The 14,984-nt window shown below is 59.5% G+C and carries 11 protein-coding genes and 1 pseudogene; 1 reads left to right on the forward strand and 11 read right to left on the reverse strand.

Annotated elements, in window-relative coordinates:
* Positions 1 to 216 precede the first annotated feature (216 nt).
* The gene (nadA, locus tag ACZZ0D_RS03230; RefSeq protein WP_463552443.1) at positions 217 to 1,275 is read left to right on the forward strand and encodes a quinolinate synthase NadA; all 1,059 of its coding nucleotides are present in this window, start codon (positions 217 to 219) and stop codon (positions 1,273 to 1,275) included.
* Between the two features lie 136 nt (positions 1,276 to 1,411).
* On the opposite strand, the gene ACZZ0D_RS03235 is transcribed toward nadA, so the two are convergent.
* The 11 genes and pseudogenes from ACZZ0D_RS03235 to arcA all read right to left on the reverse strand — a co-directional run bounded on the left by ACZZ0D_RS03235 (position 1,412) and on the right by arcA (position 14,973).
* Positions 1,412 to 1,900: an RDD family protein gene (locus ACZZ0D_RS03235; RefSeq protein WP_463552444.1), complete on the reverse strand. Its 489-nt coding sequence runs from the start codon at positions 1,898 to 1,900 to the stop codon at positions 1,412 to 1,414.
* Between the two features lie 97 nt (positions 1,901 to 1,997).
* A pseudogene (locus tag ACZZ0D_RS03240) lies at positions 1,998 to 2,211 on the reverse strand (cold-shock protein).
* Between the two features lie 404 nt (positions 2,212 to 2,615).
* Positions 2,616 to 3,740, reverse strand: coding sequence for a glycine cleavage system aminomethyltransferase GcvT (gcvT, locus tag ACZZ0D_RS03245; protein ID WP_463552445.1), 1,125 nt, complete (start codon positions 3,738 to 3,740; stop codon positions 2,616 to 2,618).
* Positions 3,741 to 3,906: 166 nt separating this feature from the next.
* Entirely contained in the window at positions 3,907 to 5,283 is a 1,377-nt protein-coding gene (locus ACZZ0D_RS03250; RefSeq protein WP_463552446.1) for an L-serine ammonia-lyase, read from the reverse strand.
* Between the two features lie 186 nt (positions 5,284 to 5,469).
* Positions 5,470 to 8,322, reverse strand: a complete 2,853-nt coding sequence (gcvP, locus tag ACZZ0D_RS03255) for an aminomethyl-transferring glycine dehydrogenase (protein ID WP_463552447.1) — start codon at positions 8,320 to 8,322, stop codon at positions 5,470 to 5,472.
* A gap of 11 nt (positions 8,323 to 8,333) precedes the next feature.
* Positions 8,334 to 8,717 carry a glycine cleavage system protein GcvH gene (gene gcvH, locus ACZZ0D_RS03260; protein ID WP_159812526.1) on the reverse strand — a complete coding sequence of 128 codons (384 nt, stop codon included), beginning with the start codon at positions 8,715 to 8,717 and terminating at the stop codon, positions 8,334 to 8,336.
* Between the two features lie 554 nt (positions 8,718 to 9,271).
* The gene (locus tag ACZZ0D_RS03265; RefSeq protein ID WP_159812525.1) at positions 9,272 to 10,780 is read right to left on the reverse strand and encodes a sigma-54-dependent transcriptional regulator; all 1,509 of its coding nucleotides are present in this window, start codon (positions 10,778 to 10,780) and stop codon (positions 9,272 to 9,274) included.
* 245 nt (positions 10,781 to 11,025) lie between these two features.
* Positions 11,026 to 11,388, reverse strand: a complete 363-nt coding sequence (locus ACZZ0D_RS03270) for a DUF5064 family protein (protein ID WP_463552448.1) — start codon at positions 11,386 to 11,388, stop codon at positions 11,026 to 11,028.
* Positions 11,389 to 11,450: 62 nt separating this feature from the next.
* Positions 11,451 to 12,380: a carbamate kinase gene (arcC, locus tag ACZZ0D_RS03275; protein WP_053123056.1), complete on the reverse strand. Its 930-nt coding sequence runs from the start codon at positions 12,378 to 12,380 to the stop codon at positions 11,451 to 11,453.
* 256 nt (positions 12,381 to 12,636) lie between these two features.
* On the reverse strand, positions 12,637 to 13,647 hold the full coding sequence (locus ACZZ0D_RS03280) for an ornithine carbamoyltransferase (RefSeq protein WP_053123054.1): 1,011 nt from the start codon (positions 13,645 to 13,647) through the stop codon (positions 12,637 to 12,639).
* Positions 13,648 to 13,716: 69 nt separating this feature from the next.
* Complete coding sequence (gene arcA / locus ACZZ0D_RS03285) at positions 13,717 to 14,973, reverse strand: arginine deiminase (RefSeq protein ID WP_053123052.1); 1,257 nt, start codon at positions 14,971 to 14,973, stop codon at positions 13,717 to 13,719.
* Positions 14,974 to 14,984 lie beyond the last annotated feature (11 nt).

Below are 14,984 nucleotides of genomic sequence, written 5' to 3' on the forward strand. Positions count from 1 at the left end.
TTTTTTGCCTGCAATTCGGCCCCGCGTCGTTTCAGTGGCAGCAGCGCTGACGCAGGTCAGAATGATCTTTTGTATCAACGGGATATTCTGTAGCCTTGCGCAGCTTCAATGCTGTCCGTGCCTGATAATACTCACTCTCCCGGCGGTACCCTCAAGCGGTCCGGAGCCGGGTGTATACTCGACTTTCGCGCGAACGCGCCTGCAGGTCTTGCGAACATGACGCAGATTTCCGAACGCCTTCTGGTTCAAGCCCACCTCGATGCCAAACAGCCCAAACCGCTGACGGCTGAGGAAGAGGCTTATTACCGTGCCGCCATCGCCGCCGAGCTCAAGGCTCAGGACTCGGTGCTGGTTGCCCACTTTTATTGCGACCCGGTGATTCAGGCTCTGGCCGAAGAAACCGGTGGTTGCGTGTCCGACTCCTTGGAAATGGCGCGCTTCGGCAACGCCCACCCGGCCAAGACCGTGGTGGTCGCCGGCGTGAAGTTCATGGGCGAGACCGCGAAGATTCTCAACCCGGAAAAACGCGTGCTGATGCCGACGCTTGAGGCAACCTGCTCGCTGGATCTGGGTTGCCCGGTCGATGAGTTCTCGGCGTTCTGCGATCAGCACCCGGAGCGTACGGTGGTGGTCTACGCCAACACCTCCGCTGCTGTTAAAGCGCGAGCCGACTGGGTGGTGACATCGAGTTGCGCGCTGGAGATCGTCGAAAGCCTGATGGACAACGGCGAGACGATTATCTGGGGCCCTGACAAGCACCTGGGGACGTACATCCAGCGCAAGACCGGCGCCGACATGCTGCTGTGGGACGGTGCTTGTATCGTCCACGAGGAGTTCAAGTCCAAGCAGCTCGAAGACATGAAAGCGTTGTACCCGGACGCCGCGATTCTGGTGCACCCGGAGTCACCGACCTCGGTGATCGAGCTGGCAGACGCCGTGGGTTCGACCAGTCAGCTGATTGCCGCTGCACAGTCGTTGCCGAACAAGACGCTGATCGTCGCGACCGACCGTGGCATCTTCTACAAGATGCAGCAGCTGTGCCCGGACAAGGTCTTCATCGAGGCGCCAACCGCCGGTAACGGCGCAGCATGCCGCAGTTGCGCACATTGCCCGTGGATGGCCATGAACACCCTTGAGCGCACGCTGAAGAGCTTGAAGGAAGGCACGAACGAGATCTTTGTTGATCCGGCGCTGATTCCGCAGGCAATTCGTCCGTTGAAGCGCATGCTCGACTTCACCCAGGCTGCACGGATGAAGCTCGCCGGTAACGCGTAGCATCTTCCAGGCCACGCAAATCAAATGTGGGAGCGGGCTTGCTCGCGAAAGCGGCGTATCAGTCACCATTGAAATTGACTGATACGACGCCTTCGCGAGCAAGCCCGCTCCCACATTGGTATTCAGTGTCTGGAAGTTACTTGGTCTTCTTCGGGATTCGCACCACGCGCGTATCCGAATAGATGTCATGCCACGTGCGCTTCTGCTTGTCGTACAGCGACCAGAAAAAACCCAGTCCCACGCACAGCCACGACGCAATCGACACCATAAACCGCAACAGCGCCTGCCACAGGCTGATCGCGCTGCCATTGGCGTTTTGCACGCGAATCCCCCACACCTGCATGCCCAGTGTCTGCCCGCCGTGGTTCCAGAACTTGGCAAAGAATCCAAACAGCACCAACAACAGTACCGTCGAATACAGCGGATCGCCGTCCATTTTTCCGGCATCGGTCAGCACGCGCAGGCGTTCTTCGCCGATGATCGCGGCCTGGATCAGTTTGTAAATGAAACCGGTGACGATCAGCAGTGCCGTGCACAGCAGAAAGTCATAGAACATCGCGGCCAGACGACGGCCCAGGCCAACGGCAGGAAAATCGCCCTGGGGAGTGAGCAGGTTTTTCGACATGGCAGCCTCTGGACGCAAAAGGAAGCGCCATTTTACGGGTTCGCGCGCACAAAAAAGCCCCTGATATCAATATCAGGGGCTTTTTCGTTACAGAAGATTAGGCTTCTGCTTGTACTTCGTCAGCCTGCATGCCTTTCTGGCCTTGCACAGCAACGAAAGTCACTTTCTGGCCTTCTTTCAGGCTCTTGAAGCCGTTGCCCTGAATGGCGCGGAAATGCACGAACAGATCCTGGACCGCTTTCTGGAGTGATAAAACCAAAACCCTTCTCGTCGTTAAACCACTTGACGGTACCGCTCTGACGTGTGGACATTTCTTATTTCCTTTGACGCAAAAATTAATGACAGTCTCTTTCACATGAAAGAGTACTGGGGCTGGTTGCAGGAGAGTAAGAAGACGTCGAACGGGATGTAGCTAACTTGTAGGCTACTGCCCAGGTCACGATTCAAAGCTGACCCATGCAAACACAGTGAACAAACTCTACGCCAACTACGGGAGAAAAAACAAGCCCCCGTGAAGGCCCCGGTTTCCCTACGCTTGATGGCAATTAGTCAGTTCACTAGTGCGGCTTAGGCGATTCGCTTGTTCAATTGTTTTCGATCGTTATAAGCAAAGTTCATATTCGAATAGAAGGGTCGGAGATGCACTGTTTTATGGCGGTTGCGTTACACATTAGTGCACGTTTAACGCAACCGCGTTACTTATAGAAACAGTCAATCAACCACGGTAGTAGCGTTGCGGAACAAATGGCATTTTGCTTACAAGCATTGGCACATTTTTCCCACGTACGATGGCCCATACGACGGTATCGATCGCGTTATAAGCCTTGTCGAGGTAACCCATCGCCAAAGGCCCGCCAAGAGTCGGGCCGAAACCGCCGCTGCACACGCTGCCGATGATCTCGCCGGCTTCGTTGACGATTTCGGCGCCTTCGCGCACCGGGGTACGTTCTTGCGGCAGCAGGCCGACGCGTTTACGTGCGACGCCGTTCTGTAGCTGTGCGAATACCTGCTCTGCACCCGGGAAACCACCGGCCCGCGCGCCGTCAGCACGACGGGGCTTGGAGATCGCCCACAACAGGCTGGCTTCGATCGGTGTGGTTTCGGTGTTCATGTCGTGACCGTACAGGCACAGGCCGGCTTCGAGGCGCAACGAATCGCGGGCGCCGAGGCCGATGGCCTGGACTTCCGGTTCGGCGAGCAGGGCGCGGGCGAGTTTTGCTGCATCGGCGGCAGGAACCGAGATTTCGAAACCGTCTTCACCGGTGTAGCCCGAGCGGCTGACGAAGCAATCCACGCCCAGCAACGACACGCGGTTGAATTGCATGAAGGTCATCTTCGCGACTTCCGGTGCAAGGCGCGCCAGCACCGTAACGGCTGCCGGGCCTTGCAGCGCCAGCAGGGCGCGCTCTTCGAACAGCTCTGTAATGGTGCACTGATCGCCGATGTGTTTTTGCAGATGGGCGAGATCCTGATCCTTGCACGCGGCGTTGACCACCAGGAACAGTTCGTCGTTGCCGAGGTTGGCGACCATCAGGTCATCGAGGATGCCGCCGGTCTCGTTGGTGAACATGGCGTAACGCTGCATGCCCACCGGCAGGTCGATGATGTCCACCGGCACCAGGGTTTCCAGGGCTTTGGCGGCGTTGGCGCCGGTCAGGCGGATCTGGCCCATGTGCGAGACGTCGAACAGCCCGGCGTGTTCACGAGTGTGCTGGTGTTCTTTCATCACGCCGAGCGGGTATTGCACCGGCATGTCGTAGCCGGCGAACGGCACCATGCGGGCGCCGAGTTCGATGTGCAGGGCGTGAAGTGGAGTTTTCGACAGTTGTTCGGTGGACATGCGTGGCTCCTTGAAAATTTGGGTTTGGGGTAAGGGTAAGATCAAGATCAAAAGCCCCTCACCCCAGCCCTCTCCCGGAGGGAGAGGGAGTTAGTTACGTTGCTTTCCCGGAGGGAGAGGGGCTAAGTGCGATCGTCTCCCTGAGGGAGGCGACGTTAAATAAGGTTCAGCATTCAATGATGTTGACCGCCAGACCGCCGCGGGCGGTCTCTTTGTATTTGCTTTTCATGTCGGCGCCGGTTTGACGCATGGTGCGGATGACTTTGTCGAGGGAGACGAAATGCTGGCCGTCGCCGCGCATGGCCATGCGCACTGCGTTGATGGCTTTCACCGAGCCCATCGCATTGCGCTCGATGCACGGCACCTGCACCAACCCGCCAATCGGATCGCAGGTGAGGCCGAGGTTGTGCTCCATGCCGATTTCTGCGGCGTTCTCGACTTGCTGAACAGTGCCACCGAGCACTTCACACAACGCGCCGGCGGCCATAGAACAGGCCACGCCGACTTCACCCTGACAACCGACTTCGGCGCCGGAGATCGACGCGTTTTCCTTGTAGAGAATGCCGATGGCCGCAGCGGTCAGCAGAAAGCGCACCACGCCGTCGTCATTCGCGCCGGGGATAAAACGCATGTAGTAATGCAGCACCGCCGGAATAATCCCCGCCGCACCGTTGGTGGGTGCGGTGACCACGCGGCCGCCGTTGGCGTTTTCTTCATTCACTGCCAAGGCGTACAGGTTGACCCAATCGAGCACCGACAACGGATCGCGCAATGCTGATTCCGGGTTTTTGCACAGTTGCCGATGCAGCGCTGCCGCTCGGCGTTTGACCTTCAACCCACCCGGCAAAATACCTTCGTTACGGCAACCGGCAGCAACGCAGTCCTGCATCACTTGCCAGATGTGCAGCAGGCCGGCGCGGGTTTCCGCTTCCGGGCGCCAGGCGCTTTCGTTGGTCAGCATCACCTGACTGATCGACAGACCATAGGTGGTGCAATGGCTGAGCAAATCCTTGGCACTTTTGAACGGGAAGGTCAGCGGCGTCGCGTCTTCGACGATGCGATCGGCACCGGCCGCGTCTTCATCGACGACAAAACCACCACCGACCGAGTAGTACTCGCGGCTGCGGATCTGCAACCCGGCCGCATCGAAGGCGCGGAAGATCATGCCGTTGGGGTGATAGGCCAGCGGCTTGCGAATCATCGCCAGATGTTCTTTCTCGTTGAACGCAATGCTGTGTTCACCGAGCAGGTTCAAGCGAGCGTTGCCGCGAATTTCCTGCAGGCGCGCGGCGACGGTTTCGGTATCAACAGTGTCCGGGTGTTCGCCTTCGAGGCCGAGCAGCACGGCTTTGTCGCTGCCGTGGCCTTTGCCAGTGGCACCGAGGGAACCGTACAACTCGACACGAACGCTGGCGGTGGCCGTCAGCAGGTTTTCACGGCGTAAACCTTCGGCAAAACGCGCAGCAGCACGCATCGGGCCGACGGTGTGGGAACTGGAGGGGCCGATGCCAATCTTGAACAGGTCGAACACGCTTAACGACATGAGTGGTTCTCCGGTTTCTTGTTATAGGAATTGGCGAAACATCAGGCTGGTTACATCCCCCTGTAGGAGCTGCCGAAGGCTGCGATCTTTTGATCCTGATCTTTCAACAGCAAGATCAAAAGATCGCAGCCTTCGGCAGCTCCTACAGGTGAGGCGGTGGGGGCGAGAAATTCGCCCCCAACACGTTTAAGCGTAGCTTTCGATCGACGGGCAGGCGCAGACGAGGTTGCGGTCGCCGAAGACGTTGTCGACACGACCGACCGGTGGCCAGTATTTGCCTTCAACCAACGATGCAACCGGGTAAACCGCTTGCTCGCGGCTGTACGGATGCGTCCACTCGCCAACCAGTTCCGCTGCGGTGTGCGGAGCGTTTTTCAGTGGGTTGTCGTCCTTGTCCAGCGTGCCGTTTTCCACCGCGCGGATTTCTTCGCGGATGCGGATCATGGCGTCGCAGAAGCGATCCAGTTCTTCCTTGGATTCGCTTTCGGTCGGCTCGATCATCAGCGTGCCGGCGACCGGGAAGGACATGGTCGGCGCGTGGAAGCCGAAGTCGATCAGGCGCTTGGCGACGTCATCAACGCTGATGCCACTGCTGTCTTTCAATGGACGCAGATCCAGAATGCACTCGTGCGCCACCAGACCGTTGCTGCCGGTGTACAGCACTGGGTAGTGGTCTTCGAGGCGACGGGAAATGTAGTTGGCGTTGAGGATCGCCAGTTGCGAAGCGCGTTTCAGGCCTGCGCCGCCCATCATGCGAATGTACATCCAAGTGATCGGCAGAATGCTTGCGCTGCCGAACGGTGCCGCGCAGACCGCGCCTTCTTTGCGTTCCATCTGGCCGTGGCCGGGCAGGAACGGCGTCAGGTGCGACTTGACGCCAATCGGGCCGACGCCCGGGCCGCCACCGCCGTGGGGGATGCAGAAGGTTTTGTGCAGGTTCAGGTGCGAGACGTCGCCGCCGAACTTGCCCGGTGCGCACAGGCCGACCATCGCGTTCATGTTGGCGCCGTCGATGTACACCTGGCCGCCGTTGTCATGAATGATCCCGCAGATTTCGCGGATGCCTTCTTCGAACACGCCGTGGGTCGACGGGTAAGTGATCATCAGCGCGGCGAGGTGTTCGCGGTGCTCGATGGCTTTGGCGCGCAGGTCTTCGATATCGACGTTGCCGCGGGCATCGCATGCAGTCACGACCACGCGCATGCCAGCCATGTTGGCGGTGGCCGGGTTAGTGCCGTGGGCGGAAGACGGGATCAGGCAGATGTCGCGGCGCTCATCGCCACGGCTCTGGTGATAAGCGCGAATCGCCAACAGGCCGGCGTATTCACCTTGCGAACCGGCGTTCGGTTGCAGCGAGATCGCGTCGTAACCGGTGGCGGCGCAGAGCATCGCTTCCAGTTCGTCGGTCAGTTGCTGGTAACCGGCACTTTGCGCGGCTGGAGCGAACGGGTGCAGCGCACCGAATTCAGCCCAGGTCACCGGGATCATTTCGCTGGCGGCGTTGAGCTTCATGGTGCACGAGCCCAACGGGATCATGGTGCGATCCAGCGCCAGATCCTTGTCCGCCAGTTTGCGCAGGTAGCGCATCAGCTCGGTTTCCGAGTGATAACGGTTGAACACCGGGTGGCTGAGGATTGGCGACTGACGTACCAGCGCTGCTGGGATGGTGCTTTGCACCGAGGCGGCGAGAGCAGCGAAGTCCGGCAGGGTCTTGCCGTCGGCGAACAGGCCCCACAGGGTTTCGATATCAGCCTGCGTGGTGGTTTCATCGACCGACAGGCCCAGACGCTGAGCGTCGATCACGCGCAAGTTGATCTGCGCAGCGTGCGCCTTGTCGTGCAGTGCGGCGGTTTGTGCGCCGGTAGCGACGGTCAGGGTGTCGAAGAAGCTCGCTTGTTCAACTGTCGCGCCCAGCGCGGTCAGGCCCTTGGCCAGAATCGCGGTCAAGTGATGCACGCGGTTGGCGATCTGCGTCAGACCTTTCGGGCCGTGGTAGACGGCGTACATGCTGGCGATGTTGGCCAGCAGCACTTGCGCGGTGCAGATGTTCGAAGTGGCCTTCTCGCGACGGATGTGTTGCTCGCGGGTTTGCATCGCCAGGCGCAGGGCCGGCTTGCCGAAACGGTCAACCGAAACACCGACCAGACGGCCCGGCATGTCGCGCTTGAACGCATCTTTGGTGGAGAAGTAAGCGGCGTGCGGGCCACCGAAGCCCAGCGGCACGCCGAAGCGTTGTGCCGAACCGATGGCGACGTCAGCGCCGAATTCGCCCGGGGCGGTCAGCAGGGTCAGGGCCAGCAGGTCAGCGGCCACGGCCACCAACGCGTTGGCGGCGTGGAAGCGTTCGGTCAGTTCGCGGTAGTCGAACACGTCACCGTTGGCGGCCGGGTATTGCAGCAGCGCGCCGAAGAACGGCGTCACGTCAGTCAGTTCACGCTCATCGCCCACAACAACTTCAATGCCAAGTGGCTCGGCACGGGTGCGCAGTACGTCGAGGGTTTGCGGGTGGCTGTGGATCGAGGCGAAGAATTGGTGACTGCCCTTGTTCTTGCTCAGGCGTTTGCAGAAGGTCATCGCTTCGGCAGCGGCGGTGGCTTCGTCGAGCAGCGAGGCGTTGGCGATCGGCAGGCCGGTGAGGTCGCTGATCATGGTCTGGAAGTTCAGCAGCGCTTCGAGACGGCCCTGGGAAATTTCTGGCTGGTACGGCGTGTAAGCGGTGTACCAGGCCGGGTTTTCCAGCAGGTTACGCAGGATCGGCGACGGCGTGTGGCAGTTGTAGTAGCCCTGGCCGATGTAAGTCTTGAACAGCTGATTCTTGCCGGCGATGCCTTTGATCATCGCCAGGGCATCGGCTTCGCTGAGGCCGTCGTCCATGCCGAGCACGCTGGTGCCCTTGATGCTTTCCGGGATGACGCTGGCGCTCAGCGCTTCGAGCGAATCGAAGCCGAGGCTGTTGAGCATGGCTTGCTCGTCACCGGCGCGCGGGCCGATGTGACGGGCGATGAATTCGTTGGCGGTGCCAAGGTTTACTTGAGTCATGTCGGTGTTCCTCAGGCTTCGGCTTGGGCTTTGATCAGACGGTCGTACGCGTCCTGATCGAGCAGTTTGCCGACAGCGGCGGCGTCGCTTGGCTTGAAGCGGAAGAACCAGCCTTCGCCCAGCGGATCTTCGTTGACCAGTTCCGGGCTGTCTTCCAGCGCCGGGTTGGTTGCCAGCACTTCGCCGTCGAGGGGCATGTACACGCCGCTGGCGGCTTTCACCGATTCCACGGTGGCGGCTTCGGCGCCTTTGTCGTACGCCTGCAATTCAGGCAGTTGCACGAACACCACGTCGCCCAAGGCGTTCTGCGCGAAAGCGGTGATGCCGACAGTAACGCTGCCGTCAGCTTCGGTGCGCAGCCATTCGTGATCTTCAGTAAAACGCAACTCGCTCATGGAAACTCCTCAGGGGCCAGACTCGTCTGGTGGACGCGGTGGAAGGCTTGGGCAGGGAAGCCCTTTATTTATGAAGGGTTGATTAGCAAGAACGCGGCCAACGTTGATTTATCGTTATAAATCAATGATTTGGCAGGTTTTTGAATATGGGTTTTGATGAGGCGTGTAGCGAAATCGCTACAGCATGAGGCGAGGAGAAAAGCTGAACCGGATCAAAGCCTTGCACAGCGGTGATCAGAGGAGGGTGTAACGATATCATTCCACTGTAGCGCTTTCAGTACAGATAAAGGTCGCTTTTAAGCAGTAAATTCAATGCTTGAATTGGAAACCCGGACTGTAGGAGCTGCCGAAGGCTGCGATCTTGTCCCGGCCAATACACATCCAAAGTCAACAGATCGCAGCCTCCGGCAACTCCTACAGAAAACAATCTGGAACACAGTTCAAAACGTGGGAGCGGGCTTGCTCGCGAATGCGGTGTGTCATTCACCAATGATGTCGACTGATCTGACGCTTTCGCGAGCAAGCCCGCTCCCACATTTTCGACCGCGTTCGGCTTAGGGTTTGTTGGGGATGCCGTACTTGCGCAACCGATGGGCGATAGCGGTATGCGAAGTCTGCAGGCGGCTCGCCAGTTGCCGGGTCGAGGGGTAGCTGACGTAGAGTTTTTCCAGCAGCGCTTTCTCGAACGACTCGACCGCTTGTTCGAGGCTGTCGACATCGCTGTCGGTCTGTCGCGCCACCGAGGTGCCGGCGATGTCGAGGTCGCCGATGTCTACCAGACTGCTTTCGCAAATCGCCGCCGCGCGAAAGATCACGTTCTGCAATTGCCGCACGTTGCCCGGCCAGCGATTGCCGAGCAGCGCCGGGTAAGTGCCCGGGGCGAGGCGGCAGACCGGACGCTGAATCTGCGCGCAAGCCTGCTGCATGAAGTAGCGCGCCAGCAGCAGAATGTCCTGACCACGTTCACGCAGCGGCGGCACTTCCACGTTGAGCACGTTGAGGCGGTAGAACAGATCCTCACGGAACGACCCTTCGCTGACCATTTTTTCCAGATCGCGGTGGGTCGCGCTGAGGATGCGCACGTTGACCTTCACTTCACGATCACCGCCCACGCGACGGAAGCTGCCGTCATTCAAGAAGCGCAGCAATTTCGCCTGCAAGTACGGCGACATCTCGCCGATCTCATCGAGAAACACCGTGCCCTGGTTGGCCAGCTCCATCAGCCCGGGTTTGCCGCCACGCGCCGCACCGGTGAAGGCGCCGGGGGCGTAGCCGAACAGCTCGCTCTCGGCGAGGTTCTCCGGCAGCGCTGCGCAGTTCAGAGCAAGAAACGGCGCGTTGTGCCGCGCACTGATCGCGTGACAGGCGCGGGCAACCAGTTCTTTGCCGGTACCGGTTTCGCCTTGAATCAACAGCGGTGCATCGAGGGCTGCCACGCGTTGAGCACGGGCCTTGAGCGTACGGATCGCCGGGGATTCGCCGAGCAGCGCATCGAAACCTTCGGCGTGGTCGTGGTGCAGCGCCGAGAGTTGTTCACCGATGCGGTTGGGTTGATACAACGTCAGCAGCGCGCCGGCGTCGGTGATTGGCGTGGCGTCGAGCAGCAGAGTCTGACCATTGACGGTGATTTCCCGCAGCGGCAGACGGAAGCCGTGTTCGAGCAGCGTGTCGAGCAGGCCGGGGTCGTTGAACAATTCGGAGACGCTTTCGCCGGCCGGTTCGCGACCGTAGAGGGCGATCAATGCCGGGTTGCCGAGCAAGACGTTGCCGGCGCTGTCGAGGGCAAGAACAGGATCGGTCATCGCCGCGAGCAAGGCATCAAGCTGCAAGTGCCGACGCTGGCCGGGGAGGATGTCGACCACGGTCACCGCTTCCACGCCGAGCACGCGGAACAACGCATCTTTCAGCTCTTCGAGCACTGTCGGGCTCAGGGTCGGCGCGTCGATGTAGACGTTCGGCGGGATCATCTCCACCGCATCCAGATTGAGGTTGCGCCCACCGAGGATAGCCAGGACTTCCTGGGTGATACCGACGCGGTCGATGAAACTGACGTGGATACGCATGGGGCGGTTCAGTGATCTGCAGAGCGGAGGGTGGCAAGTATGCCCTAAATCAAAAACACCCTCACCCCAGCCCTCTCCCGGAGGGAGAGGGGGCCGACCGAGGTGTCTGGGATTTGACATCGACCTGAAAGAACCAGTCGATTATGGATTCGGTGATGCAAGATCAGGTCGGCGTAATTCTGAAGCATCCCCCAATCAGTCCCCTCTCCCTCTGGGAGAGGGCTAGGGTGAGGGGCTTTTGACGGTTACTCAAAATGCTCAGGATTAACCGGATCCCCGGACTGCATGTTCAGCTGCTTGCGGATGTCTTCAAACATCAGGTCGTAATGTTTATGCACCGAGCCGATCTGGCTGTGCGTCTTGGGAATCCCGTACTTCTCGGCAATCCGGGTCACGTCGCGGGCGAAGTTGTAGGCCTCTTCCTTGGGCAGGAAAAACGTTTCCTTCATGTCCTTGCCCTGCATATTGCCGTGCAGGGTGAACTGTATCCCTTTGCCTTTTTTCGGATCGGTGAACACTTCATAGTCGAGGCAGACGTTGTAATTGACGTCATCGTCGGTCAACGCATGCCGCTCGATGTGCAAATGACCGGGTTCAAACTGGGCCATGAGGAACTCCTTTCAAGGCATGGAAAGAGGGCAGACCCCGGGCCTGCCCCCGCCGTTTCTAATTATCGGTAAGTGATGCCAGGCTTCGCTGTGGTCACGCGTGTACCGGCGGTGCCTTGGACAATCGCTTCGATGTCCGCCAGCGAACCGATCACCGCGACCTTGCCAGTATGGCGTGCAAATTCGCAGGCTGCCTGCACCTTCGGCCCCATCGAACCGGCGGCGAAACCGAGGCGCTCGAGCTCGTCCGGGTGCGCTTCGGCGATGCCTTTCTGCGTTGGTTTGCCGTAATCGATAAACGCCGCGTTGACGTCGGTGGCGATCACCAGCAGATCCGCTTCCAGTTGCTCGGCGAGCAGCGAAGAGCACAGATCTTTGTCGATCACCGCTTCGATACCCTTGAGGTTGCGGTTCTCGTCATACATGGTCGGAATCCCGCCACCCCCGGCGCAAATCACGATGCTGCCCTTGTCCAGCAACCACTTGATCGGGCGGATTTCGAAGATGCGTTTTGGTCGTGGACTGGCCACCACACGACGGTACTTATCGCCGTCCGGCGCAATCGCCCAGCCTTTTTCAGCAGCGAGTTTTTCCGCTTCGGCTTTGTCGTAAACCGGGCCGATCGGTTTGGTTGGATTCTTGAACGCCGGGTCGTTGGCGTCGACTTCAACCTGGGTCAACAGGGTGGCAAACGGTACTTCGAAGTCGAGCAGGTTGCCCAGTTCCTGTTCGATGATGTAGCCGATCATGCCTTCGGTTTCGGCACCGAGCACGTCCAGCGGGTAAGGAGTGACGGAGGTGTAGGCCGCCGCTTGCAGCGACAGCAGACCGACTTGCGGGCCATTGCCGTGGGCGATGACCAGTTGGTTGCCGGCATGGATTTTAGCGATTTGCTCGGTGGCGATGCGGATGTTGGCGCGCTGATTGTCAGCGGTCATCGGCTCACCACGGCGAAGCAGGGCGTTACCGCCCAGAGCTACGACGATACGCATGGTGCATGTCCTTTTTCATGTAGGAGCTGCCGAAGGCTGCGATCTTTTGATCCTGATCTTCAACAACAAGATCAAAAGATCGCAGCCTTCGGCAGCTCCTACAGTAATGGTTAAGGGCTCCGCAGGATCTCCTGTGGGAGGGGGCTTGCACCCGAAGGCGGTGGATCAATCAGCATCACTGTTGAATGACCCACCGCTTTCGCGAGCAAGCCCGCTCCCACATTTGGAAGCGGTTCCTTCGTGGGAGCTATTTCAGTTACAGATCAGCGAGGGTCGAGACCAGGATCGCCTTGATTGTGTGCATGCGGTTTTCCGCTTGCTCGAAGGCGATGCAGGCTGGGGACTCGAACACGTCGTCGGTCACTTCGATGCCGTTTTTCAGGTGCGGATACTGTTCGGCGATTTGCTTGCCGACCTTGGTATCGCTGTTGTGAAACGCCGGCAGGCAGTGCATGAACTTGGTGCGCGGGTTGCCGGAGGCTTTCATCAGCTCGGCGTTGACCTGGTACGGCAGCAGTTGCTGGATACGCTCGGCCCAGGCTTCCACCGGCTCGCCCATCGATACCCAAACGTCGGTGTGGATGAAATCGACGCCTTTGACCGCCGCTTTCGGGTCTTCAGTCAGGGTGATGCGCGCGCCACTTTCTTCGGCATATTTGTGGCAACGCTCGACCAGATCATCCAGCGGCCACAGGGCTTTCGGCGCGCAGATGCGCACGTCCATGCCGAGTTTGGCGCCGATCAACAGCAGCGAGTTACCCATGTTGTTGCGCGCATCGCCCAGGTAGGCGTAGCTGATTTCGTGAATCGGCTTGTCGGCGTGCTCACGCATGGTCAGCACGTCGGCGATCATTTGCGTTGGGTGATATTCATCGGTCAGACCGTTGAACACTGGCACGCCAGCGAACTTGGCCAGCTCTTCGACGATTTCCTGTTTGAAGCCACGGTACTCGATGGCGTCGTACATGCGACCCAGCACGCGGGCTGTGTCTTTCATGCTTTCCTTGTGACCGATCTGCGAAGAGTTCGGGTCGATGTAGGTGACGTTGGCGCCTTGGTCATACGCCGCCACTTCGAACGCGCAACGGGTACGGGTCGAGGTTTTTTCGAAGATCAGGGCGATGTTGTTGCCCTTCAGATGTTGTTGCTCGGTGCCGGTGTACTTGGCGCGTTTGAGGTCGCGGGACAGGTCGAGCAGGTAACGCAGCTCACGTGGGGTGTGGTGTTCCAGGCTGAGCAGGTTACGGTTGTGAATGTTAAAAGCCATGATGGATCTCCTTCGGTGTCGGTTATCCCCCTGGCCGCACGTTGTAAGTGACGGCCAGGGCTCAGAGGTTTAGTAGTCGATTGCGTCGCGCACGATTGGGCAGGTCATGCAGTGGCCACCGCCACGGCCTCGGCCCAGTTCACCGGCGCTGATGGTGATGACTTCCACGCCGGCCTTGCGCAGCAGGGTGTTGGTGTAGGTGTTGCGGTCGTAGCCGATGACCACGCCCGGTTCCACGGCCACCACGTTGTTGCCGTCGTCCCATTGCTCGCGTTCAGCGGCGAAGCTGTTGCCGCCGGTTTCCACCACGCGCAACGCTTTCAGATTGAGGGCCTTGGCCACGGTGTCGAGGAAAGTGCCTTCTTCGCGGCGAATGTCGATGCCGCCCTGTTTGCCTTCGTCAGGTCGCAGGGTGAAGGCAACGATCTGATTGACCACTTCCGGGAAAATCGTCACGAGGTCGCGGTCGCAGAAGCTGAACACGGTGTCGAGGTGCATCGCCGCGCGGGATTTCGGCAGGCCGGCAACGATGACTTTTTCCACGGCTTTGTTCTTGAACAGGTTCAGCGCCAGTTGGCCGATGGCCTGACGGGACGAGCGTTCGCCCATACCGATCAACACCACGCCGTTGCCGATTGGCATGACGTCGCCACCTTCAAGGGTGGAGCTGCCGTGATCCTTGTCCGGGTCGCCGTACCAGATTTCGAATTCGGCGTTGGTGAACTGTGGATGGAATTTGTAGATGGCGGTGGTCAGCAGGGTTTCCTGACGGCGCGCTGGCCAGTACATCGGGTTCAGCGTCACGCCACCGTAGATCCAGCAGGTGGTGTCGCGGGTGAACTGAGTGTTCGGCAGCGGCGGCAGAATGAAGCTCGAATGGCCGAGGAAGTCGCGGAACATCTGGATGGTCTTGCCACCAAAGCTGTCCGGCAGATCATCAGCGGACACGCCGCCAATCAGGAACTCGGCGATGTGCCGTGGCTCGAGGCTTTTCAGCCAGGATTTGACTTCGTTGATCAGGCCCAGGCCCACCGAGTCCGCGGTGACCTTGCGCTCGAGAATCCAGTCCAGCGCCTCAGGGATGGCGACGATGTCGGTCAGCAGGTTGTGCATTTCCAGCACATCGATGCCGCGCTCGCGCATCTTGGTGACGAAGTCGAAGTGGTCGCGCTTGGCCTGGGCCACCCAGAGCACGTCGTCGAACAGCAGCTCATCGCAGTTGTTCGGGGTCAGCCGCTGGTGGGCCAGACCTGGGGAGCAAACCATGACTTTGCGCAGTTTGCCGGCTTCGGAATGTACGCCGTACTTAACTTTTTCCGTGGTCATTTCAGTGATCC

The organism is Pseudomonas sp. AC193 (genome assembly GCF_979258075.1).